Source organism: Acinetobacter sp. FY683 (genome assembly GCF_059515885.1).
The window spans coordinates 1-25,350 of record NZ_JCAKNA010000031.1 but is presented as its reverse complement, the minus strand read 5'-3'; the positions used below and the strand labels follow the sequence as shown (position 1 = coordinate 25,350).

At 33.2% G+C, this 25,350-nt stretch carries 23 protein-coding genes and 1 pseudogene; 10 read left to right on the top strand and 14 right to left on the bottom strand.

The features are described 5' to 3' along the window. Positions 1–404: 404 nt before the first annotated feature. Positions 405–647 carry a hypothetical protein gene (locus AC5YDH_RS12905; protein ID WP_496120088.1) on the top strand — a complete coding sequence of 81 codons (243 nt, stop codon included), beginning with the start codon at positions 405–407 and terminating at the stop codon, positions 645–647. Between the two features lie 28 nt (positions 648–675). Here the strand turns inward: AC5YDH_RS12905 and AC5YDH_RS12900 are convergent, their stop codons facing one another. Next, positions 676–996, bottom strand: coding sequence for a hypothetical protein (locus AC5YDH_RS12900; RefSeq protein ID WP_005248735.1), 321 nt, complete (start codon positions 994–996; stop codon positions 676–678). A gap of 11 nt (positions 997–1,007) precedes the next feature. After that, complete coding sequence (locus tag AC5YDH_RS12895; RefSeq protein WP_026444499.1) at positions 1,008–1,280, bottom strand: hypothetical protein; 273 nt, start codon at positions 1,278–1,280, stop codon at positions 1,008–1,010. Positions 1,281–2,467: 1,187 nt separating this feature from the next. Between AC5YDH_RS12895 and AC5YDH_RS12890 the strand changes: the two genes are divergently transcribed. The 9 genes from AC5YDH_RS12890 (at position 2,468) to AC5YDH_RS12850 (ending at position 10,789) form a co-directional block, all read left to right on the top strand. Further along, the gene (locus AC5YDH_RS12890) at positions 2,468–3,673 is read left to right on the top strand and encodes a replication initiation protein (RefSeq protein WP_496120086.1); all 1,206 of its coding nucleotides are present in this window, start codon (positions 2,468–2,470) and stop codon (positions 3,671–3,673) included. Positions 3,674–4,382: 709 nt separating this feature from the next. Further along, complete coding sequence (locus tag AC5YDH_RS12885; RefSeq protein ID WP_015060285.1) at positions 4,383–4,847, top strand: hypothetical protein; 465 nt, start codon at positions 4,383–4,385, stop codon at positions 4,845–4,847. A gap of 343 nt (positions 4,848–5,190) precedes the next feature. Further along, positions 5,191–5,709 carry a J domain-containing protein gene (locus tag AC5YDH_RS12880; RefSeq protein ID WP_015060286.1) on the top strand — a complete coding sequence of 173 codons (519 nt, stop codon included), beginning with the start codon at positions 5,191–5,193 and terminating at the stop codon, positions 5,707–5,709. A 141-nt stretch (positions 5,710–5,850) separates the two neighbouring features. Then, positions 5,851–6,114, top strand: a complete 264-nt coding sequence (locus AC5YDH_RS12875; protein WP_034594172.1) for a hypothetical protein — start codon at positions 5,851–5,853, stop codon at positions 6,112–6,114. Positions 6,115–6,474: 360 nt separating this feature from the next. Then, positions 6,475–6,855 carry a DUF6573 family protein gene (locus tag AC5YDH_RS12870; protein ID WP_111034406.1) on the top strand — a complete coding sequence of 127 codons (381 nt, stop codon included), beginning with the start codon at positions 6,475–6,477 and terminating at the stop codon, positions 6,853–6,855. Positions 6,856–7,007: 152 nt separating this feature from the next. Beyond that, positions 7,008–7,784, top strand: coding sequence for a ParA family protein (locus AC5YDH_RS12865; RefSeq protein ID WP_015060288.1), 777 nt, complete (start codon positions 7,008–7,010; stop codon positions 7,782–7,784). Between the two features lie 3 nt (positions 7,785–7,787). Next, a complete protein-coding gene (locus AC5YDH_RS12860; RefSeq protein ID WP_015060289.1) occupies positions 7,788–8,828 on the top strand; it encodes a ParB/RepB/Spo0J family partition protein in 1,041 nt (346 codons plus the stop codon). Between the two features lie 216 nt (positions 8,829–9,044). Beyond that, positions 9,045–9,716 carry a plasmid mobilization protein gene (locus tag AC5YDH_RS12855; RefSeq protein ID WP_496120084.1) on the top strand — a complete coding sequence of 224 codons (672 nt, stop codon included), beginning with the start codon at positions 9,045–9,047 and terminating at the stop codon, positions 9,714–9,716. Then, a complete protein-coding gene (locus AC5YDH_RS12850; RefSeq protein ID WP_496120083.1) occupies positions 9,716–10,789 on the top strand; it encodes a relaxase/mobilization nuclease domain-containing protein in 1,074 nt (357 codons plus the stop codon). The genes AC5YDH_RS12855 and AC5YDH_RS12850 overlap by 1 nt, the downstream gene beginning before the upstream one ends. Before the next feature lie 105 nt (positions 10,790–10,894). Here the strand turns inward: AC5YDH_RS12850 and AC5YDH_RS12845 are convergent, their stop codons facing one another. The 12 genes and pseudogenes from AC5YDH_RS12845 to AC5YDH_RS12790 form a co-directional block, all read right to left on the bottom strand. After that, a complete protein-coding gene (locus AC5YDH_RS12845) occupies positions 10,895–13,240 on the bottom strand; it encodes an AAA family ATPase (RefSeq protein WP_496120082.1) in 2,346 nt (781 codons plus the stop codon). Positions 13,241–13,311: 71 nt separating this feature from the next. Continuing rightward, positions 13,312–13,704, bottom strand: coding sequence for a DUF192 domain-containing protein (locus AC5YDH_RS12840; protein WP_496120080.1), 393 nt, complete (start codon positions 13,702–13,704; stop codon positions 13,312–13,314). Positions 13,705–13,769: 65 nt separating this feature from the next. Further along, complete coding sequence (locus tag AC5YDH_RS12835) at positions 13,770–15,065, bottom strand: Y-family DNA polymerase (RefSeq protein WP_496120079.1); 1,296 nt, start codon at positions 15,063–15,065, stop codon at positions 13,770–13,772. Between the two features lie 24 nt (positions 15,066–15,089). After that, a complete protein-coding gene (locus AC5YDH_RS12830) occupies positions 15,090–15,671 on the bottom strand; it encodes a LexA family protein (RefSeq protein WP_496120078.1) in 582 nt (193 codons plus the stop codon). Positions 15,672–15,787: 116 nt separating this feature from the next. Beyond that, positions 15,788–16,771 (bottom strand): SMEK domain-containing protein, encoded by a 984-nt coding sequence (locus AC5YDH_RS12825; RefSeq protein ID WP_496120076.1) that lies wholly within the window; start codon positions 16,769–16,771, stop codon positions 15,788–15,790. Positions 16,772–16,816: 45 nt separating this feature from the next. Then, positions 16,817–17,380 carry a recombinase family protein gene (locus AC5YDH_RS12820; protein WP_496120074.1) on the bottom strand — a complete coding sequence of 188 codons (564 nt, stop codon included), beginning with the start codon at positions 17,378–17,380 and terminating at the stop codon, positions 16,817–16,819. A 248-nt stretch (positions 17,381–17,628) separates the two neighbouring features. Further along, complete coding sequence (locus AC5YDH_RS12815) at positions 17,629–20,256, bottom strand: DEAD/DEAH box helicase family protein (RefSeq protein WP_496120072.1); 2,628 nt, start codon at positions 20,254–20,256, stop codon at positions 17,629–17,631. 2 nt (positions 20,257–20,258) lie between these two features. Further along, positions 20,259–22,184 carry a DNA methyltransferase gene (locus tag AC5YDH_RS12810; protein ID WP_411687804.1) on the bottom strand — a complete coding sequence of 642 codons (1,926 nt, stop codon included), beginning with the start codon at positions 22,182–22,184 and terminating at the stop codon, positions 20,259–20,261. Positions 22,185–22,552: 368 nt separating this feature from the next. Continuing rightward, on the bottom strand, positions 22,553–22,939 hold the full coding sequence (locus AC5YDH_RS12805; protein WP_005248689.1) for a hypothetical protein: 387 nt from the start codon (positions 22,937–22,939) through the stop codon (positions 22,553–22,555). Positions 22,940–23,365: 426 nt separating this feature from the next. Then, the gene (locus AC5YDH_RS12800; RefSeq protein WP_015060274.1) at positions 23,366–24,655 is read right to left on the bottom strand and encodes an LPD7 domain-containing protein; all 1,290 of its coding nucleotides are present in this window, start codon (positions 24,653–24,655) and stop codon (positions 23,366–23,368) included. Positions 24,656–24,665: 10 nt separating this feature from the next. After that, complete coding sequence (locus AC5YDH_RS12795; protein WP_496120069.1) at positions 24,666–24,947, bottom strand: hypothetical protein; 282 nt, start codon at positions 24,945–24,947, stop codon at positions 24,666–24,668. 10 nt (positions 24,948–24,957) lie between these two features. After that, positions 24,958–25,350, bottom strand: a pseudogene (locus AC5YDH_RS12790) (type IV secretory system conjugative DNA transfer family protein); the annotation flags it as partial.

The following is a 25,350-nucleotide window of genomic DNA, read 5'->3' as shown; positions in this document are numbered from 1 at the left end:
CGATGCTTGGATAAAAGCTGCAAGCTGCAGCGTTTATCCAGGCATCTATATTACCTATCTAATCCAGATCCATAGCACATATATCAGAGCAAAGTGTCTACTTTGCGAACTGACGCAATCAGTTAAATTTTCCCTTCCCTGATTACCGTTGATTTTCAAGTGAGCTTTAAAAAGCTGTGCTTTTTAAATGGCGACCGCAGAAAATAAACTGCTCCCATTTGATCTAGTAGCGGGATTTATATAGTACATAGTACATAATATGAGGTTATTAAAAGGGTTATAACCCCACGTTAAAACATACTATTGCAATGCTACTTCTCATAAATGGCGACCCGATATAAGTAGTAAATTATTTAAAAAGGACTTAATATCCACCTGTGGACATTTATTAAATGGGATAAGTTATGACTGAAGAACTAGGAACAGAAGGAAAGGTATTAGATCGCAGAAAAAGATATAGAAAAAAGCCTACTACCAAAACTCCACTTTCAGTTTATTTCAATATGGATGTTCCTGAAGATGTTGAAGCACTGGAAGCCTTAGAATATTTAAAAGATATTTATGGCGGGGAAAAACACGGAAAAAGTGTAGCAGTCAAAGAAGTTTTAAGAATTTTCTATAAACAATTACAAGAAAAAAAAGCCTGATTAAATCAGGCTTTTTTCTTGCAAAAACTTAGGACTTTTTAACTGTAGTGACTAACTTGTCATCTACATACAGATAAACTCTTTTATTATGTGTATAAGATGAAATTTTAGGTTGTCCTTCTCCACCTCCAACAGATCCGTCTTGATTACTGCTGACGAATGAACAGTGAGGAAAGCCTTTACCTTTAGCCAGATCTTTTTTTACGTCACTAATTGTAGACTGACATTCAGAAACATTAAGACCGCCAGCAAAGCACATAAAAGCACGACAGCCATAATTTTCATCTTTAGCTGCAACTAAGGCAGATGCACTAGCTAAAGTTAAACCTAAAATAAATTTTTTATACACAAGTAGTCACTCTATTTAGATGAGTTTTCCAGTACGAATAACTTGCCTTCAAAGTTTAGAGATATTGTTTTGGCATTGCTGCACATTGAACAAATCTCTTGAATCAAGAAGGGTAAATTCCGTGTGAATCGAATTTTTCCTGATGCAGTATGAATGATGTGATCAACATCATTTACTTTAACAGTCACAAAATATTGGAACTGCTCGTTCATACCAATTTCAACACCATAGTTATTGGCGTTGAAGTCATCGACTGTTTTCAAGTCATTCATCGTTAAAGCCATTTCTGCAAGATCCCTAGTTTTTTAAAAGTGAAGTGCGGATTCTTACAAAATATAATTAATTTAAAAATGTAACTGAAGTGTAACTGTGTGTAAAAGACACAAAAACATCAATTATTTTTAAACGCTTTTAATATATATCAAAAAGTTTAAAACTTTAATGAATAATTTAAAACTTTTGTAAAAAGTTTGTATATATCAAAGCTCATATTTTTTTAGATCCCTTCCCTTTTTGTCATGTAAATATCACTTTAATAATCTTCTAAACATTTCTAAAAACTTTTTAAAAAAAACTAGAATCGGGTTTAAAAAGAGTTTAAATAGAGTTTAGGAGTGTTTAGAACAGTTTAAGAGCCTTAATTTCTTTTTGTAAAACATAAGTTTACAAGCCTATAACTATACGTTTTGTCGCTATAACTATACGTTTTGTCGCTACAACTATACGTTTTGTCGCTATAACTATACGTTTTGTCGCTACAACTATACGTTTTGTCACATACCTATACGTTTTGTCGCAAATAATCCACAGACTTATCAATAGTATACAAAAAATGGCTAAATTTTTCTTAAAAATCAGTAATTAATTAGGTGTTTAGCTCTAACTTATTATATTTTTGCGTATTTTTTAGCCTTAATCCATGCTGCAATCTCAAAACTATACGTTTTGTCGCAACTTCCCCGCATAACTATACGTTTTGTCGCAAACCTGCGATTATGCGTACTGGATACGATTATATATATTTTTCAGGAATTAACTAGATTCTTAACAATCTTATAAGTTGTTGTTTTATATAAATAATTATATTTAAGAACGATTTTTATTTTTTGGTGCTCAAAAAGATATTTGTATAGGCTTAAAATCATAACTATACGTTTTGTCGCAGCGTAAGTTATTGATATTTATATAATAGTTATAAATATTCAAAATTGAATATTTTTTAACTGGTTTTTGTGTTAAAAATAGCCATACGTTTTGTCGCAGCGTAACTAATTGAAATAAAAGAAAATACTTAAACAGGAAAAACATTTATTTTATTTATACTACTACAGGGTTATAAAGTAATTTTACTGATTTTTAATAAATATATATTTTAAAAACAATATCTTATAAACTTAATTAATAACTATACTTGATAAATATACTTGTATGGTTATAATGATTTCATAAGGAATAACGGATTTACAAAAAAATGCAGAAAATTATTGGCTCACAAGGCTTAGAGGACTATACACAATCTAATACAAGGGCAAAATTGACCGATTTAGTTGTGACCCGCAATGATTTTCCTACTGCCAGATATAGCATTGATCTCAATCTTGAGAAGCTTATGTACTGTGCAATGATCATCGTGAGAAAGAATGAGCTTAAAAATAAGACCTCAATTACTCATGACGACTTCATTTATGTGAGCAGCGAAAACTTTGGAGAATTGACCTCCCCAATGGCTAGAAAGGAAGTGCTTACTGCAACAGATAAACGTGAAATTCAGCGAAATGCTGAAACTGCTTTAAAACGTATTTATACAAAATTTGATAACCCAACTATGTTGGTTAAAGATGGGGAATCTGACGAACCTGCTAAAGTTCCGATGATGACTTATTGCCATTATGACAAAGCAACTAAATGTATTAAGGTTAGATTCGCAAAAGAATTTTTTGAGTATTTCTATGATCTAGTTAAGAAAGTAGATGAAAAAACTAAGTCATTTAGTAGCCATGAACTGAAGCATATTATCTTATTTAATTCGAGCTATTCCCTTCGTTTGTATCGGATCTTAATGAGCTATATGTGGCGTACATCAGAGGTCACTATTGATCTGGAAGAATTAAGATGGATGCTTGAATGTGAGGATAAATATAAAGAGTTGGCCAATTTTAAAAACCGTGTTTTGAATGTGGCTCAGGATGAAATTAACGAACTTAGCAATATTAATGTCAGTTTTGAGAACGTAAAAAACGGAAAGGAAGTAGTTGCTATTAAGTTTATTTTTAGCTTTAAAACTGAATATAAAGAGCAAGGACACATCAAATTTATAGATAAAATGAAAAAGGGCTATCTGGCTGCTGCAATTCCATTTAGTGATGATGGATCACACTTTAAAGCACCTGATCGTATTAAGCATTTCAAACCACCAGTAAAGGTATCTCCAAAACAAATCAGCACCTTAGTAAATTGCAAAGAATTTTTAAATGATTACGGATATTTCTTAGGTAATCTAGACGAGGATACTTCTAAGGTAATCATGAGAACTCTATTAACTGAAAAGTTAGATAAGCTTAATGCTCATAAGCCGATAGATATGGATTATTACTTCTGGTTACAGGCAAAACGAGGGATTATCACCAATAGCAATAATGATAAGAAGAACGATCAGGACACGGACGATCAGGATTAATATCTAAAAAGCATACCCACCATATTGTCTTAAACAGACTTCGCTAATTTAAGACAATATGGTGGTTCAATTTTAAACCTTCAAAAATTCTTATTAATCTATATAAAAAGTATCTTTTCTATTCGCATCCAAATATTAAAATTTAATAATTAGCTAATTGATACCTTAGTCATGACTAAAAGTTTACGTTTAGCCTAAGTGGAATATTTTGCCATTTTTTTAGAATTTCAATTTACAACCATATAATAAAAACAATAACTTAATGTTTCCCAGGATTTGGCCAAACCTGTAATATTTTGCCAATAAATCTAGCTGATTAGTTTTTAAATATTTAGTTTTTGCCTTACTTACCTCCTACATTTTTTAGTTTTCTATGCTATCTGGTCGCCACCCATGCGGGCTGGCTTTAGGTATCCCGTTTTAGATCAAATGGGAGCAGTTGCGGTGCTGCGGTCAGCTCGACAAAATCACAGATTTTGTCGGCTTCGCTTGCCCCTTGCAACGGTAATCAGGGAAGGGAAAATTTAACTGATTGCGTCAGTTCGCAAAGTAGACACTTTGCTCTGATATAACCTCTAGGGATCTTAACTAAACATTATTTTATTTCTTAGTCATGACTAAGTTATTTCTTGAATGTCCACAGGTGGACTGATATAATGATTTTTATCAGGACGCATCGGGCGACCTGAAATAAAACAGGTATTTAGTTATGAATCAGGATTTAGTTTTAGTCTATACATTAAAGAAATCTGAAGTTGAATCAGTCCATTTTTTTGGTTACTTAGACAATCTTAATGATCAATATGTTTGCTGTCTTACTAAAAAGAATGTAGGTCAATTAATACTAGAATTACAAAACAGTTATGGAGAAAGCTTTGCTGCTGCTTCAGTTATGACTGAAAAAGATTTCTTTCAGAAAGAGAATAACTATTTAGAACCGATTGAAATTTCACTAACTGAATATGATGAAAAGTTTAATATCCTTCCCCCTGCCCGCACGTATGGAGGTTTTAACTTTGAAATGTTCATGCTGCCCGAACAGTTGGGAGGTGGGCTATTCTCACACTTTTTAGTGACCTTTGAGCCATATACTAAAAAACGCCTTAAAGCGTATAGAGTGACAGCTTATAGGAATGATCCATTCCATAAAATTTTTAATTCTTGTCCAATTTAAAAGAGATCCCCGAAAGGGGATTTTTTTATACATTCTTAGTCATGACTAAGGGAAAAAGGTTGTTCATCTTGTGTGTTTTAAGCTCGTTTTAGGGCGTTTGTGTGTTTAATGTGGGGTAGCTAGACGTAGGGTAAAAAAAGGCTATCAGCAGCCTAAGAAACGCAAATATAAGCATTAGAAAAGCAGACCAGATAAAATACTTAAATAGCTATTTTTTATGAATTTATATCATTTAAAAAAAATTAGTCATGACTAAGTTTTTGCTTGAATGTCCACAGGTGGACTGATATAATGATTTTATCAGGACGCATCGGGCGACCTGAAATAAAACAGGTATTTAAACATGAAACATTTTTCATCAGTTACATCATTAGACGAGTTAAAACTTCAGTACAAAAAACTAGCTTTTAAAAATCATCCTGATCGTGGCGGTAAAACCGAAGTTATGCAGGAGATTAACAGCGAATATGAACAGCTTTTAAATCGCATTATTAATGAAGCTTCAAAAGATCAGTATCAAGATAGTTCCGAAAATGGGCGTGGTTTCTGGTCAAGCCGTTCAGAACACTCTGAAGTTGAGAAAAAAGTAAAACAGGCTATTGATGCAATTATCAATCTGGATGGTTTAGATATTGAAATTATTGGCGTTTGGGTTTGGGTTTCTGGTGATACTAAGCAGCACAAAGACAAATTAAAAGAAGCGGGTTTTGTATGGAATCGAGTGCAATGTAAATGGGTTTTCATTGGTAAAAAATCAAATGGTCGAGGTCGAATGACTTTAGATCAAATGCGAGAGTTACACGGCAGCCAGAAAGTTAAAAAAACCAGAATGGCAGAAGAAAGACAACTTTTAACCGCTTAATGAATAAGTCCCCGAAAGGGGGCTTTTTTTATCAATTCTCTTAGTCATGACTAAGTTTTTGCTTGAATGTCCACAGGTGGACTGATATAATGATTTTTATCAGGACGCATCGGGCGACCTGAAATAAAACAGGAATTAATTATGCGAGCTTCAATAGTTGCAATCTTTACAAACTATCCTACAGGTAAACTGGTTCATTTTTGCGGTCATGAGGTTTTAACTGGATCTAACAATAATATTTGGTTTCCAATCTTTGATGAAAAAACACTATTTCAAGAAATTGAAAAAATCATGATTAGTTGCCGAGTAGCCCACAATGTTACTCATATTGAAAGAATCAGAAGGGGAGATAATGAAAACGGTTATTTTGAAGATTACAGAATTACTTATAACTTAGCCGTTTAAGCTAGACCTCCCACAATGGGAGGTTTTTTTTGGTGGCGATTTTTTTGGTTTTTAGCTTGCCTAAAAAACATAAAAAATTGTCTATCTGTTCTGCTTTATATACGCTCATTTTGGCCTGTTCAGGTCGGTGCTAGGATAACCTAGCTTCATATATAAAAAAGGCAGTCAGCAGCCTAAGAATCGCAAATAAGAGCATCTGAAAAGCGGTTTAGCCAGGTATTAAAACGGATATTTTTCTACTCAATTTTCCCTATAAAAAATTAGTCATGACTAAGCTTTTGCTTGAATGTCCACAGGTGGACTGATATAATGACTTTATCAGGACGCATCGGGCGACCTGAAATAAAACAGGTAAAAATCATGGAACAATACATTTCAGTTTATACACGTCAGCAAGCCATTGAAGATGGTTTTTTAGTTGCAATCAATTCTCTTAGTCCTAAATTAGATGGACTGGCAAAAGAACATTATAAGCATCCTATCTGTTTCACTTCTGCGCTTTGGGCGGTAGTTGATAAGGCGGTAAAAAATGAAAAATGGCTTAATGACTTAGAGGGCGTTATTCATGATATTTTATGGATGAGCCGAGCATATAAGACACACCTAAGCCCTAGTGCGGTACGTTTTACTGTGATTATCACAGGCGCAGGTCGCAAGAGAAATCATATTTTAGAATTGCACGTTCATGGTGGAGATCAAGGAGAGCCAGTCATAACAATCGGTTATCCTGAAGATTTTTAATTTACGTCCTCCCTTTATGGGAGGATTTTTTTATGATAAAAAACTTAGTCATGACTAAGAAAATGCTTGCAATGTCCACAGGTGGACGTTAGAATATACAGCATAAGGACGCAATAGGGCGACCCTTAATAAGCCATTAAACTAGGTGAAATATGAAAAAAGTTGTTGCTTCAAATCAAAAGGGCGGTGTGGGTAAATCTGCAATCATTTGCCAGTATGCACACTATTTAAACTCTTTGGGCTTGCGTGTATTAGTAATTGATCTAGACCACCAGAAGAACACTACAAAAGCATTGATTACTGGCGGGGCTGTGACTGTAGCTAATGTATCTGCATTCGACATGCTGACCAAAGAAGATCAAACTATTTCAAATCCTGAAGCCTTTACTTTGGTACAAGCAACACCAGAATTAACAGCTATTGAAAAAAATGGCACTTTGCATAACAACTTTGCCACCAATTACCAGAAGTTTTTAAAATCAGTTGATTCTTTATTTGATGTTTGCCTGATTGATACCAATCCAAATCCCGACATTCGCCAAGTAGCTTCATTAATTGTTAGTGACTATGTTTTAAGTCCAATTCAATTGAATCAGGAAGCTATTGACGGCATCGGTGGATTACTCAAGCAGATCCAAGCGATTAATCAAAAGCTAAACCCAAATTTAAAATTAATCGGCATCCTTCCGAATATTGTTGAACCAACTCCATTTCAGAAAGACAACCTAAAAGCTATTGTTCAGCATTTTTCAAAGTACCTGATCAAAAACTCAGACGGTAGCTATGCCTTCGTTAAAAAAACGACTGCAATCGCTGAAGCGCAAGCGCAAGGCATACCTACAAATAAATTGGGTAAAACTAGCGGTTTTACCGCATGGGCTGAATTAAAAACAGTTTTTGAAAGCATTAACAAGTTTATGGAGATTTAAGGAATGTTAGATTTATCAGCTTTGGAAGGTATTGATCTAGGTAATTCTGCACCAGTAGCAGACGGAACACCTAAACAGATTCCACTTACAGATATTCTTGAAGATCCAGATCAGCCGCGTGTTGAGTTTCCAGAAGATCAGATGCAAAAAATGGTCGAATCAATCAAGGCTCGTGGAGTTAAAACACCAATTAGTGTTAAACCCCACCCAACAGAACAAGGCAAGTGGATCATCAATTATGGAGCTAGACGTTTTAGAGCTTCAGTGATGGCTGGCAAGGAAACTATCCCTGCTTTTGTTGATAATGATCATGATGATTATGATCAAGTCATGGAGAATAAAGAACGCCTTAACCATTCACCTATTGAGCTTGCACTTTTCATCCAAAAGAAAATTAAGCAAGGTGAGAAGAAAAACGTAATCGCTAAAAAGTTAAATGAAGATCCTGTTTTCATTTCTACTCACTTAGCTTTAGTAGATATGCCAGAATGCTTATCTAAGGCTTATGATGCAGGTTTTAAATCTCCAAAGACTTTGTATGACTTACGCAAACTTTGGGAATCCTTCCCTGAAGAAGTAAACGCTTGGGTGGATGAATCTTTAGAGAATGGTCAGGACATTATCAGATCTAGAGTTCAGGCTTTATCTAAAAAGTTAAAAGAACCTAAGCAAGCTGAAGCGACTGAAGTAGATCAAGAACCACAGGCGCAAGAAAGCCAAGAGCAAACCGCTATTATTGATGATAATGAATCTTTCAATTTTGAGGGGGATGATCAAGCTGAAGCGACTGAAGAACCAGAAGAACCAGAAGTTAAAAAACTGATGGATCAATCGAATCAGAAAGAGCAGCCAGAAGCTAAAGAAGAAGATCCAGACAAAATCAAAAAACCGCTTTTAGTTGTTATTCATGACGGCCGACAAGCGAACCTGATGCTAAATAAAAAGCCTACTTCTTTGGGTTTTGCATGGATCAAATACGAAGATGGAACAGAGGTATCTGTAGATTGCAGCAGCCTTGAAATCGAGTATTTACAAGAAGCCTAAACCTATCAATGGAAAAAGACCTTGCTTATGCAAGGTTTTTTTGGGCGGGTTATCCCGACCACCTAGCTTGATTACCCTTAGTCATGACTAAGGAGAAAAGAGGGAAAAAAGAAGGTATATAATCTAGGGCAGGATAGGCAACAGCCGTTAAAAATGATATTTTGTTAACAAAATAGCAGTGATCGAAAATATAACTTTCGATGCAGGTAATTAGTTATGACAAAAATCAAAACGTATGGTCAGGTTATAGGTGTTCGAGTTGATCAAAATATTTTTGATTGGTGGGAAGCTAAATGTAAGAAACAAGGCTTAAAAAAAGGTGAACCTTTAAAAAAGGCATTAGAGCTTTCTTATCAAAAAGAGAATGATCCTGAATATTCAGGACAAGATTTTTCCTTAAATCTAGAAAAAGATTTAGCCGAAAAAATCTATCAGTTGGCCAAGTATCAAGAAGTAGATCCAGACAACTTGATCAAAAAAATGATCAATGAAAAGTTATCTGAAATAGAAAAGGCGAATGATGTTTTAGATGTATTTGAAAAAACTTCACGTAAGGAACTCAGGCTTAAACCAAGCCTAATGAAAGCTATTAATGAAAAAGCGGCACAGGTTGGCATGAAGCCGAATCAATATATCATTTCGGTTTTAACGGCTAACGTCACAAAAGATTCAATATTCTTTAGCCAGGAAGAAGCTCTTAAACTTGGCGAATCAAATAGTCAGCTTTTGGCAATTGGTAGGAACTTAAACCAAATGGCCAAGAATATGAATCAGGGTATTCATGAATCTTACGATAGAGAATTTGTCGAGCGAGTGCATCAGTTAGTAAAAGCTCAAGTTAGGCATGTTTTCTCTCTATTAGAGCGCAATAAAAAGAGGTGGGAATAATGGCTAACGGAAGCAGCAAGACTACCAGAGATGTGCAAAGCACTTTGCTTGCTCATGGTGAGCAGCTACTTAACGGCTCAAAAGTTAAACGTGTTAATCATACCCAAAGTTTAGATACTTTTTTAAATGATCTATCCAAGCCTAAAAACGGTTCTGGCCATTCAGCTAAATCAGCCCCTAAATCATCTCCAAATAGCGTTAAAGCAACTTTAAATAGAATCAGTAAAAAGACCCCTGAAGTAATGGTCAAGGTTACTGGCGGGGGTAATTCTATGGGGAAGGTGAAAGCCCACATGGGATATATCACAAGGAATGGACAATTAGAGGGAATTGATCAGGACGGAAATAAAGTTAATGGCAAGGATGATATAGAAGAAACTGCTGAAGATTGGCAAATGTCAGGTACGCCTATTTCTGATGAAGAATCTAAATATAAGCAGGCTTTTAATATTGTGCTATCTATGCCAAAAGGTACGGATGAAAAAGGCGTTTATGATGCTGCAAAAGAATTTGCAGAGGAACATTTTAAAGACCATAAATATATGCTGGTGCAGCATACCTTCACTAATGACCCATCAAAAGATCCGAGTGAAAACCCACATGTGCATGTTGTTGTTAAAGCTGTTTCTGAAAAAGGGGATCGGTTAAATATCAGGAAGGCAGACCTTCAGGAATGGCGAGAAAGTTTTGCTGAAAAATTAAGATCCAGAGGGATTGAAGCTAATGCAACAAAGCGTTTAGCTAGGCTACAAAAAAATAGAGGTGAAAAACAGTCAGTTAAACAAATGAAAGAGCAGGGCAAACCGTTTAAACGATATGGTAAAAATAAGGCCAGTCCAGAACGTGTCCAAAAAGCTAAACAGCAAGAAAAAGAAGCATTGACGCATTATAAGGAAATTACTAAAGCTCTATCACAGTCACCAGATCCACAAGATAGAAAATTAGCAGTTGATCTAGTGGACTATTTAAGGAAACAGGTAGAAATGAAAAAGCCAATGCCACAGCCACAGATTCAAACTAATAAGCCCGATCCTCAACACGGACAAAACAAGGGGAAAGAGCAAGACCGCTAATAAAATAAGGCACAATAATGTGCCTTATTTTTACTCATTACTGAGGTAAATTTAGATACCCAATAATCTAAAGGAAATAGATAAACGATTTCAAATCCCTGAAAACTAAATTAATCCTGATAAAAGCTCATTAAATTGACACTCATCGTTTTCTTTTAGCTTTGTAATTATGATGTCTGCAATTTGCTTCATTTCACTAGTATCGTATACTCTTAACCCTCTTTCTAAGTGTTCTTTAAGATGTGAGCTTTCATTAGTTACACGATTAATAATAGAAAAGTTATGGCCATTTGAGAAAAATGATCGAAGGTTATCATTGTAATCTTTATTATTTGGATACTTAAACGCCAAGTGAACTTCCAAAAATTTTCTTAAATTATTACCAAAATTATAGGATATATCTTCATTAATTTCAGATTCGCTAATTTTATGAATTTGATAAATTTTTGAAAAAAGGTAATGGTATTCTGTAGAATACTTTTTTATATGTTCTGGTATTAGCTTGATATGACTTTCAGTAGCATTACGTTCAATGATAAAGTATTCAACATTTCGCTTTGTTACAGGTTTAATGCTCTTTAAATATTTAAAGAATTCTAAGTTATGTGTAGTAATAAATAACTGTTTATATTTCCCCTCATTTTGTTCATTCGGCCTGCACAGCTCTGAATCAATTAATCCAAAAATAAAGAAGATATTATTATTATCCAAACTACTAATTGGATCATCAATCCAAACGATTGTTTCTTTTAAATCAGCATCTTTCAGCGTAGCCATAAAATAGCAAAATGAAATGAGGCTACACTCCCCCTCACTTAAATACTGTGCTTCTATGCCATGTCTTATGATTTTAAAAGAAGTATTATTATCTTTGGCAACTAGTTCCAAGTGATGAGCAGCAAAGTACCGATTCAAGTATTCATTAACCAGAGAAAGACCTGATTCTTTAGACACACGTTTTGTTTTAAGAACCTCTAACTCTTCTGTAAATTTTTGATGATTTTCTAAAATAGTGCTTTGAATCTGTTTGGCTCTCTCTTTTTCTTCTACACATTTTTTAATTAATTCCGAAGTATTCTCATAATCAATATATAGAAGGAATTTGAATAAACTATCATCTTTTAATTTTTTTTGAGCGATCTCTTTGGTTTTTATAAAGTCTTGATTTCTAGCATTATGAAGCTGAACATACCCATCTGCTTCGGTTATAAAATTACTATATTGGTCAATTGGTATGTTTAAATTTTCAACTTTAATAGATGTGTGTAATTTATTTTTTTTCTTATTTAACTCAACAATCAATTGCTGATTAAAATTGGATAGCTTAGCCAATTCAAGCTCTAATTTTTGCTTGTTATCAATATATCCCTTCTGCAAATCTCTATAAAACAATTCACTATTCGGCAATTCGTGGTTAATAAAATTAGTAATTTTTTTATTATTCGATTCGATCTGTTTAATCAAATCATCAATTTTCTGACCAAGCTCTAAAATTTTTTTATCGAAATAATTATCTAATTTTAATAAACGATCAGCACTAATTTCGCTACCACAAAATGAACAGTTATCTAGATTATTGATTTTATGCAACTGAACTCCATTAAATGCCCAATTCGATAATTCCTGATTCTGATCTAACTCATGAATAATTTGACTAGGAGTCACTTTCTCTTTCATGATCGCTTCAAATTCTTTCCAAATTGTTGATATATTAATCAAGATTAATTTGATGTCATCAATATCTGACTTTTCAATATCTTGTATCTGTAATTCAAGTTTTTGGATCATTTCATCAGACAGGGGGACATAATAATGAGGCTTAATTTCTCTTAAATCTCTTTCAAGATCAGTCCTTTCATACATGGCTTTAACACCATATATACTTCGATTTTCTTTAAGTTTTCTTGCATGTTTGGCGCATTCTTCTTTTAGTTTGTTCTTCTCAGATTTTTCTTTTGCTTCTGTTTCTATAAGTTTTGATTTTGCTTGAGTAATATAATAACTAAAGGTCTTAGGATTATTTATATCTTCCTCTAAATATAGTTTTATTTTTTCTATAATTTTTGCAATTTCGATATTTTCCTGTCCCATTACGCTAAATGCTTTGATGTTGCCCTTAGAGTCTTTATCCCAACCCAAGTTATTTTCTACAAAATCCTTGTTGTACACCCTTACATTACGAGAACAATTCTGAATGGTATGAGCAAGGTAACTTTGATTATTTTCAAATTTCAATTCATAGCTACACCCATTATAGTAAGGATTGTTTTGTTTAAACTCTACACATTGCATCAGTCGAGAAAGTGTTGTTTTACCTGAGTAATTTCGCGCATAAATGACATTTAATCTTTTAAATTGTTTAATTTTTGATTGTTTATCAATTACTTTTTCATCCCACACGAAATTTTGAAATATACCAAAATTGCTAAGATGGTTTATCTTTAAAAGCATTTTAACCCCTAATTTTTAAGTAAATTTTTAAGTTCTTTCAATAGTTTAATATAGCATTGGGTATGGCATTTTTAATGCTCTTTTAAAACTTCCAGCGCATATAAAATATTTTCTTTAGGGCAGTATTGCTGCTGTGAAAATTTTTCCATTACAGCCGATCCAATAATTTTTTTATCTGCATTAAAGAAAAATATCTCTAAGTCATAAGGTACATTGACCATATTAAAACAGGTATAAATTGGCTTTTTCCATGTAAAGACTAATGGCTTTAATGAAGGATTTTCTTTAAAACCTATTTCCTGATCATGTTCCCTATAGAGATAGAGAGCCGTTAAATTCTTCCCTTTAAAGTTAAATGTCTTTACTTCTTTATCTTGATCAAAGTAAGGGTTATAGACCTGTTTAAAGCTTATAACTGACACTATTATTAAAAGAGCTATAAAGGCTGCATACTTTAATTTCACTTCCTGTTAATCCTTGTTTTTCAGTGGTAAGCCACATGCAGCAAATTTATCTTAGTCATGACTAATTATTTAACATACATAAGTTGATCCCATTTGAAGTAATTGGGGGTTAACTTATTTCGTGACATATTCCAATTTCTGTTAGGCAACATACTTGCACCCAAGCCTATTTTCTTTTTGCCAAACTTATTTTGAATTTCATCCAGTGAATCCATAAGTTTGTTACTTGATTCTATTTTAGTCATGTCCGTAAAAAGATCATAAATATGGGTAGCTTTAGGCTCAAGACAGGTGAGGATAACCCCACATTTTTTAAAGCCAATATTCTTCTGATATAGCTGATCAATCATTGTTGTCGCAATTTTAGTAAGTAATAAGCTGCTGTCAGATGGATCGGGTAGAGCAAACGAAATAGATTTATTGTAAAGAGGTTCAGAGCTATCAAATGGATTAGATTGAACAAAACCAATTATACAGCCACATAAAAGTTTTTCATTTCTTAAGCGGCTTACTGCATCCTGAACATAAAGCGTAATTGCTTCTTTAAGATCCTCACAGCTATAAACTTTCTGGCCAAAGGAACGGCTTGCTATTATTTGTTTTTTTGCTTTAGGACTTTGCTCAATTTCAATACAAGAAATTCCCTGTAATTCTAATAATGTTCTGTGCATCACTATAGAGAATTGATCTTTAATCATTAAGGGTGATGCACAAACAAAATCTAAAACTTTATTAATGCTTAGGCTATTCAGCTTTTTAGTATGCTTTCTACCAACACCCCATATTTCACTAACTTCTATAGATTGATATAAGCCCTCAATTGAACAATAGTCCATTGAAACAAGGTTACATACACCTTTTAAATAACCATTCTTTTTAGCGATATGATTCGCTATTTTTGCTTCTGTTTTAGTCCTTCCAATTCCGATACAGGCCGGCAAACCTAGCCAACGTGAGAGCCGATCCAGAATTAAATGAGCATAGACAGTTAAATCATAATTTGAAGCATAAGCAGTTAGATCTAAAAAACATTCATCAATTGAGTAAATTTCTTGTTCTTGAGGTGTAACAAATTCAGCTAGGACTTTTATAAATCTGCGGGACATTTCTGCATATAGAGCATAATTACTCGAAAGGACTGTGATGTTGTGCTGCTCTACAAGATCCTTGAGTTGAAAAAGAGGTATACCCATCTTTATGCCTAAGTCTTTAGCTTCTTGTGAACGAGCCACAGCACAACCGTCATTATTAGATAATACGATTACTGGCTTATTATTCAGGCTTGGATTAAAGACACGTTCACAACTTACATAACAGTTATTAATGTCTACCAAAGCAAAGATCTTATTTTGATTTTCCATGTAGATTAGACCAATAGGATTAGATTATTTATGTTTCCTAAATGGCTTAATGACAAAGGTCACTACACCCCATATTAATAATTCTTGGCAATCATTAAGGTGAATGTCGTCATACTCTGGATTCTCAGCTTTAAGCCAACACTTATCACCTTCAACCATTAACCGTTTAACGGTGAACTCATTGTCAATTAAGGCAATAACAATATCTTCGTGTTTAGCTTCAAGACTACGATCCACTAGAAGCTCATCATCAATTTCAATGCCTGCGTCACGCATGGAAAGAGAAGCAACTTTGACAACAAATGTTGCAGCTTCATTTTTCACAAGGTGTTCATTCATATCTAAAGTTTTATCAATATAATCCTGTGCGGGAGAGGGGAAACCAGCAGCCACTTTTTCAGAAGCCAAAGGAATACGTTTAAATGTTGTAGGATTAATTAAGGTAATAGAAGCCACATCATTGAAAGTAGGCTTTTTATTGCCCGCTAAGAAATTTTTAATCTCTACAATACGCGATTCTGGTACACGCATAGTCTTAGTTGGTTCATTATAAATTGCCTTTCTTCCTGAACCTTCCCTATAGCCACCTTTTGTATTCGCATTCATAAAAGCCCCTTTGATTTTGTGACAAAATCAAAGTTTAAACTTTAATGTGTATGAAATACAAACTTTTAAAGATAAAAGGCATTTAAGTGATTAAGGCTAAAATTTTTCTTCATCAATTATTTTAAAAGAGTAAAGTCTAAGTTAACTACCACCTGTCTTAACTTTTCATAGTCATAACCCAAATAATCATATAAGAATGCTAAAGCATTTCCGTCTTCAAGAAATCCTCTATAAAAAACTGCTAAAGCCTCTGGATAACCTCCAAAAAAAGATTTAACGATCTCATAATCATAACGAGCAATCTCTGTTGCAGCTAATTCATTGGCAAAACTTCTATAATTATGAAAATGATTTGCTAATTTATCAGTTAAAACATAATAAGATTGAATATTATAATCTAGTTCTTTTTCACCAAATATAGGATTACTCATTACATATATAAGTAAATCCCTAGAATGTTGTGAAAGCTTACTAATAATATTAAATAAATTATTATATGTTAAAACAGCCCTTCTTATATCATCCTCTATATCATCACTACCGATAAGTTGGCCAGATCCGTGAATTAAACCTTTAATATCTTCTTCTGTAATATTAATCTCTTTTGGATTGATGAAAATAGTAGGAGGATTTTTAGTAGAAATATAGTTTTTATCAGTATAATCAGCAACTTGCTGAATAGATTCATCATCTAAGGAACTTATAGCCTTATATAATGATGTTAAGTTCATAAGCGAAATAAGATTTTCATCTTGCCCGTTTTCAAATTTAGGCAAACTCATGATTGATTTTGTTTTAAGAAAAAAAATATATAATTTATTAAATTTTAAATTGAGATTATTTTTATAGAACTTTTCTAAGGTTTCATTCTTTTTTTGCATATCATCAACAGAAGTAACTTGAACAGCTATTTTTTTTTCTAAATCATATAAGTCAATTGCAGGGTAATTTAATTCATCTTTATTAGCATTTATTAATTTTGTATTAAGAACTTTATTAAGTGCAAATATAAAAAAATCTTCCATTGATTTATTTATATCTGTTAAACCAGTCGCATTATGAAATGTAATATAAGTAGAAATTTCAGTATAAATGGTCATGATCTTTTCTAAATTTGTATACCTAAGCGTCTTCATTAATCTACCTTATTGATTAGTTTCTTCTTTTAAAGCTCTTTGTACTGTTGCTATCCCTACTTTAAACTTTTCTGCAACACCTCTAAATGTCGAATTTTCTTCAGCCATTGCTTTTCGTATTTCAACATAGTCAACCTTCCGCTTTCTTCCCTTATATAAGCCCTTCGCTTTGGCTTTTGCAATTCCTTCCTTTTGACGCTCACGGATCATGGAGCGTTCAAACTCTGCAAATGCAGCAAGCATCTGAAACATGAGTTTATTTATTGCCGATTGTGCTACATCATGGCTGAAGGTCAAATTTTCTTTATGAAAAATGATGGTTATGCCACGATCATTTAGACTGTTCACAATGCCGTTCAGATCATTCGTATTACGTGCCAAGCGATCAATACTGTGAACATGCACCGTGTCACCTTCACGCAAATATTCGAGCATTGCATTCAATTGTGGACGTTCACGGCTACCACCGCTTGCCTTTTCTGTAAAGGTTTTATCTAAGTGCATACCGTCCAATTGACGTTCAGTATTTTGTTCAGTTGAACTGACCCGAATATAACCCACTTGATTAGGCATTATCGTACCGTTAGGATTTAGACATATAAGTACATATTGTATCGAAAATAAATATTAAGTCTATAGATACGATTTTTAATATGGTTTTTAAGGTTTTATTCTGTTCCGTTAGACTATACTCTATAGATACAGAATATTTAGTTACTTTTTTAATTTGTCATTCATGCAATACGTAAATTGTTATAGATAAAAAAATCCGATTTCAAGAAATCGGATTTTTTACTGTTTGTTAATTCATATTGGAAAACCTAAATTAATAATGACTGCGCTTCTAACTGCTGACTGTCATATAACTTGTCTGATAAGTCTTTAATGAATTCATGTCGTTTACTTTCAGCAAAGAATTTAACGCCTACTAAACGTACATTTTCATCACTTTCAACCATAATAAGGTTGGGATCATTTATTTTTTCTAGCATGTTTTCTTTCCATGCATCTTGTATCAAACGATCATCGCCTTTTGGTTCTAAAAAGACCTGATAATAAATATCATCATTGGCCTTATCCTTCATCAACATAATGAAATCAGGCATAAAACCTCGGACACCATTAAATTCGGTTAATTTAAAGCGTGTAGTTTTCTCATCATTACGAATAATGTAAATATCATCATATTTAGTATTCAGTTTCTGCATAAACTGTTCTAGCAGCTTAATAAGCTTATGTTCTAACTGATTCAGGATAGCCTGATCATAGACATACCATTTTTTCCCAATGGTACTCTCTGATGTGATTCTTTGATTGATCATCATATTTGGATCAACATGAACAGTATAATCAGTAATTACATCTTTTAACGGTTTACTAATAAAACGGTATGTGCCTCTGTATTTCTGATAGTTACGACGAATGTTCTCAGAAATCCTTGTCAAAACTGTTTCCAGAAGTTGTAATTTCTCCCGAGGAGGAAGATCACTTAGATTGAGCTTACTAGGTAAGTTCACATTAATTGTTAATCCACCTAAGTATTGAGAATCAGATAAAAACTCATCAAGACTACTTAAATCAGGGAAATAGTGTTTTAGATTACTAAATTCAAAGAACCTAATTTTCTGTAAAGCTTTAAACCAATAACGCTGATCTAGCTGTAAAGTCTGCGTATGTAATACAGTGTTTTGATTGCCAGTTAGATTATCGAGTCCAACTTCATTAGCAGTTTTATAAGAAATCTCATACTGTTTTTCTAATGAATATGAAGTCCACGAACGTTCTTGTCCTGTAATTTCTTCAACTTCATTAAAAAATAATTGTCCATGTTTATAAAAGTGAGAATCTTTAAAAGCAGGCTTGAGCTTGGCATGTTCAACGATACCTTGCCCATCTGTATCTACAACAATATCAGCTTGCTCTAAGGATTGATGCAAAGTTCTAATATAAGCAGGTTCATTGATCGTATGATAATGTAATTGTTCTAAAACACTGAGTTCACTTGTACTTAAGTCAAAACGACGAATAAAACTTTTTTCATCGTTCAAAATGAATGGATAGTACCTTGCTCCACGCCCAATTAACTGCGCTTCACTATCAGTTCCTGATTTAGTTGATGATGCACTTTCACTTATGCGAACAATGTCATACAAGTTTAAAACATCCCAACCTTCATTAACCTTCGCAACGGCAAATATTAATCGTATTGGATTATCAGGATTTTCTAAAGTATTTAATAAAACGGGATATTCTTCTAGAATATCTGATTTGTTCACGTTTAAAATATTAAGCTCTTTAAAATCATCTTGTATACTTTCCACAATTGTTATCAGATTTTGATTTAGATAATAAGAAATTACTTTATTCCAAATACTACTTGATGAAGTAATTTGTGTTTGTTTATTCACTAAATGCTGCTTAACCTTTTCTGGGGTTAAATCATTGATAATTTGGGTAAATTGATCTTGCTTAGCCTTAGAAATTGCAATCTTATTCGACTTAAATAGAATAATTGGTTTAAAATCCTTAATACCGTGTTTAATTGCCACTAACTTACGATATTGGCTTAATAAAACGGCATCAATCATTTTTTCATCATCATGCTGATTAGCTTCTAAAAGCATAACTTTCTTAGAAAAACCATCAGTCATAAATTTCTTTAAGTCGTACTGATAAACGATTTTATCTTTGTACTTTTGGTATATTTCCTTATTTTCTAAATTAATTGTCGCAGTAAATTCTAATAAACGATTTTTGTCTTTTAAGGCAAGGATACGCTCAATAGTACGTTCCCAAGTTAATTCCTCATACTCTGTTGAAGTCTTAGATTTCCCCTTAGCTTTTGTTTCAGCATTAAAGTGATGCGCTTCATCTCCTAATAAAACAAGTGGAATTTCAGCTAAATCCTCATAAGTAATACTGTTCTCTTTATAGCTATTCAACTCATCATGGATTTTATGAATCGTTGATAGCTTTAAGTAAATGGTATTTTTACTTGGCTGTCTTGGGAATGTATCGACTGCTTCAATAACTATACGTTCCCCTTCTATTTCAATAGATTGAGCAAAAAGATATTTAGACGATAATTTATTTAAAAGGTTTTCTTTAGTTTTTTGGATAATTGCATCCGTATGTACAAAGAAAATGTAATTTTGGTAGCCATATTCCTTAAACAAATAAAGAATTGCACTGGCCATGACCATCGTTTTACCTGATCCAGTTGCCATATTAAACAACAAATGCTTGAAACGTATATCTGCTTCATTATTGCTTTGTGCATAATGTAGATAACGTAAGGCTTCTTCTTGATAGGAACGTAAGTCATCTTTCAAGTTAGATTTTAAATACTCAGGTGTTTGATAATTCCCTTGAAATAGCCCAAATTTATCAATTTTTTGGAACTGATTAAATAAAAGATCTTGTTTGATTTCTTTTGTATTTCTAGCCATGATCAATCCTTTTGATAAAAGCTATTTGTGAAGGCTTTATCACTTTCTGAAATAGTAAATCGTTGATCATCCATTTCTGAGAAATTCACATACAATTGATTTTTATCTAAAATTTCAATTAGAAGCTGTTTTTGCTGAGTTAATTCAAGCTCACTAAACGATACAAAATGATCAACTCCATCAATTTCATATTCATTATTTAATACCTGATCTAATGCAATATCATAATTAAGATGTGCTTCTGTCTTCATCAGTTCAAATAATTGAATCAAATCTTCTGTTGTTTCCGCTTTTTCAATTTTATGAATAAAAAGATAATTTAACTCCATTAACTCGGTATATACGAAGTTAGAATCTAAATTTTCTCTTTTAATAAATTGGTTAATTCTTTCAGCCGTGACAGATTGAACATAATCCATTTGTTCAATAAGAATGAATTTCCTATTACCATTATCTTGCTGATTCAGCTCTAAGACAGCTTGTCCTGTAGTGCCACTACCTGCATGATAATCAAGAATTATGTCGTCAGGCTCAGTAACAATTTGAATAGAGTCTTTTACTAACTCTACAGATTTTGGATATGAAAAAACTTTATCACCTAAGAGTTTTTTCAATTCATTAGTGCCTGTCGTTCCTGAATATTCAGGCTTCAACCAAATAGATTTTGGTTTTTCTCCCTTAATTCTCAATTTAGTATATATTTTAAATACACCATCTTTTTCTTTTACAACAATTTCAGTTTTCCATTCGTTTTCGACTTTATCTCTACCCCATCTCCAACGACGATCAACTCCTTCATTATCTATCGGTAATATTTCAACAAAACCTTCTTTATTTTCTAATGAAATTTCACCATTATTAGGGTTAAACCAAATAGAATAATAAAGATTTGGTCTATCCTCTCTTTTAGAACCATCCCCAGTTCTTTGCAAATTAATTAGTTTATATCGACTAATATCGTCTTCAAGAGGATAATTATGTGAATTATCATGTGTAAATTCCTTTATGCAAACCTTTGATGCATCTTTTGCATAAACTATTTTATTCTCATGAGCTGTTGAAAAGAATTCATTAAAGCGACCTTTTAAGTTATGAACAACAGATAAAACTCCTATCCTATTCTCATAACCAAAAATTTCGTCAGCTAAGACCCCTAAATAAAATAATTCATAATGATCTATATCTATAAATATAACACCGTCATCCGCAAGTAATTCTTTTGCTTGTTCGAGACGGTTTTTCATAAAGGTTAACCATGTAGAATGATTAAAATTGTTGTTGTATACAAATGTATTAGCATCAGTTCTAGTATTATATGGAGGATCTATATAAATACACTTAACTAATCCTTTGTATCTATTCATAATAGTAGTTAATGCAATTAAGTTATTGCCTTTAATAATCAAATTATCATCATTATTAAAATTATTAATATTTTCTTCGATACCATCTTTCGTATAACGTTTAGAATTCGTTAATACTTTTGGAGAAAATAATCGATCAATTTCATCACGGGCAATGATCTCATTATAATAAATCTCATCTTTTCCGTGATCCTCCCTTCTCATACCACCTTCTAGTATACAATCTTTAAAAGGGAAATCTAAAATAACATCGGAGTTATAATCTAAATATTTACCAGAACTAGTTAAGCCTACTTTATTACGATACTTAGTAAAACTATCAGCCCAATACTCTTTATATTTCAAAAGACTAATTAGCTTATCGAAATCAAAAATTAGGATGCCATCTACATCGGTACTATAAATGGATTTGATCTTATCGTTACTAATTAGAGCTTTTACAAGATCCACTTCTTTTTTTTGAATTGCATCAATCACGAGAGATCTTTGGAGATTTTTACCATTCCAGAATTTTGGAAACTGCTTAAGAATTCCATTTAGCGTTTGAATTAGAGCTGTATCCATGAATTACTACCGATGCTAAAAATTTGTGAATGCAGAATTATATGCGATTCTATTCCCATTCATCTTAGATATTTAACTAACAGATCTTAGACTAGATCATGAGTTGTACGATTTACTCACTTCATTAAGAAGATTCTTTTAAATTTTTCTCATCTTTTATATGTTCGGTAACTCTTATCATCCAATACATCAATACAAAAAATGGAATAAGCAGAATTAAAAGGTAAAGGATACTAAAATTCAGAAAGTATCTGGCAAAAGATAAGATTGTCAGTAAGACCAATAATCCGCAAACCGTATAGACAATTTTATTGCGTTTACTAATTAGCTCGACAATAGAAAGATCCTGATTTTTCATTCTATGATTCCTAGTAGCTTGTGCAATACTGCATTTCCCTATAACCATGTAGCATATTCACCAGAACCATGAGTTGATTAAGGTACGTACTAGGTAGCCCTTCTAGCTCAGGGAATTTTTCCCACATTAGATATTTATCTTTGTAGAGAAAGCAATTTTTCTTAAATTTCTCTTGGCCTGATAACTCAATTTTCATTTGTTCAAGCTGCTTAAAATGCTCAACCACATCGTCTGGAATCGGCATATTGAGAGCTACGCTCTTACCATTTAACCAATATTGGATTGGTCGGACGTTAATAGATTCATTAAAGCCTATAGCTTTGAAATAATCGCGTATCGCTTCAGGGTTGTAAAATCCCAATGATTCAACTAGCAGTTTAAAATCTGCATTTGTCATTATATACCGTCCATAATTTGATTAAATTTGATTATATAGTCCACAGGTGGACAATACAAGCAATATCCCAAGTTTAACCTTCTATTGGTTTTAGTAGATTATGGACTGCCAATGATATTGTCTGGTCCATAATCTCTAAAACGTCTAATCCCGATGCTTGGATAAAAGCTGCAAGCTGCAGCGTTTATCCAGGCATCTATATTACCTATCTAATCCAGATCCATAGCACATATATCAGAGCAAAGTGTCTACTTTGCGAACTGACGCAATCAGTTAAATTTTCCCTTCCCTGATTACCGTTGATTTTCAAGTGAGCTTTAAAAAGCTGTGCTTTTTAAATGGCGACCGCAGAAAATAAACTGCTCCCATTTGATCTAGTAGCGGGATATAAAAAAACACCCGTAATGGGTGTTTTCGTGGCCTAGATTATCGAGATATATCTTTATTTTTATTTCTCTCTTGAGTTTTAACTTGTGGCTGCTGTACTGGCTGCTGTTTTGGAGCATTGGCATCATAAGCCGTTAATTTTGGCTTATGAAATTTCTGATTTTGAATATCGGCATTATGTTGAATCTGAAGCTTAGTTTTATCATTTTTGGTTAAAGCTTTTTCAGTTGTTTCTTTCAATTTACTCAAGCTTTGAGCTTCCCACTTCCCTTTATTTGCCAATGTTTGAACTCTTGCGCCTGTTGGCAGTCCAGTTTTAGGATCAATTTCTTTAGTATTCACTTCGACTTTGTTAGACCCTTTATAGGTCAGGACAATATCATCATTCTTAATGATATTTTGTTCTTTCAAAGTACGTTCCAGATCCTTCGCCCAGATTGTACTTTTTTCACCTTTACTATTTTCAATAGTGGCGTAGTAGCTACTGTTATTTTTAGGATCATGCTTATAAGGTGCTTCACCATGATCTACTAATTTTCCAACGTGCATTTTTTTCTGATTAAGCTGTTCAACCGCAACGTCTATACTGGCTGTGCGCTGCTTTTCTGTGAAACCGTCAGCTTTCATTTTTTTATCAAAAACTGTCAGTAAAGCTTTTTCCTGTTCTGACAGGTTATTAATTTTTTCCTTCCGTTCCTGTGCAGGATCTACTTTATCCTTCTCATTTAAAGGCTTCTCTTTCTGGCGTTCATTACCCTTTTCAATAGTATTGTGAACTACCTCTTTACCTTGTTCTTTTTTCATATCATTGAGCAAGGCTAGATCAATATCACGAGGTTCATAACCCTTTACTGTCATGCCCTTCATTGAAGCTTCAAGCCATACATTCCGTTTAAATTCTTCAGAGCCTTTAACCTGTATTGTTTCCCATTTTTTAGCTTTTGCTACCTCCACCATTGAAGCAGCAATATGTTTATCATCAATTGTGGTTTTTAAAGCTTTTCCAGAATCTTCAAAAGCTACTTTTTCAGGATTACCTTTAAAGTGATATTTGTCATCTACCACATAATATTTATTGAGCAATGCTTTAGGTATGCCTTCTTCACTAGATTCTTTACTGTCATCAGCTTTTAGCTTTTTGGTATCAGTTACCTTAGTTTCTTCAGGATCTTGATTAATACCTTTTGTACTTTTTGAAATATCTATATTTTCAGCTTTTTCAATCGAATTGACTTCAGCTTGATTTGTTTCTAACGTCTGGCCAAGTTTGGTATAGCCTGTTTGTTCTTTATTAAAACTAGGTTTATCGACCTTGTTTGCTTCAGTCATGATCAAGTCCTTATTGATTAGAAATATTTTGGCGACGTGCTGCTTCGTCAATAATCATTTTGGTTTGAATATATTTGTCTGTTAGAAGTGCAATTTGTCTTTCAGTTTCAGTGCTTAAATCTTTATTTTGCTGATATACAGCTATGCTTTGCATATAGTTTTTTACAGTGTCAGGCTGATTAACCGCTTTAGATGAAAAGCCATTAGGACTGGTCACGGCTTTATTTGAAGTACAGCCCACAACTGAAAAAGATAGGGCAAGGCTGATAAATGTAAGAGAGATTTTTTTCATGATAGTTTCCTTATTTAGAATTAACTTGGTCTGAAAACGCCTGATAAACGTCATCAATATCTGAATTTTCTATAGATCCGTTTTGACCTTCATCGACTGCAACTAGATTTTCCACTTGTTCTGGTTCATCGACTGCAACCAGATTTTCCATTTCTGCAATCATGGCCAGAGGATCTGATTCATCTGCTGCAACTAGATTTTCCGCTTGTTCTGGTTCATCGACTGCAACCAGATTTTCCATTTCTGCAATCATGGCCAGAGGATCTGATTCATCTGCTGCAACCAGATTTTCCATTTCTGCAATCATGGCCAGAGGATCTGATTCATCTGCTGCAACTAGATTTTCCGCTTGTTCTGGTTCATCGACTGCAACTAGATTTTCCATTTCTGCAATCATGGCCAG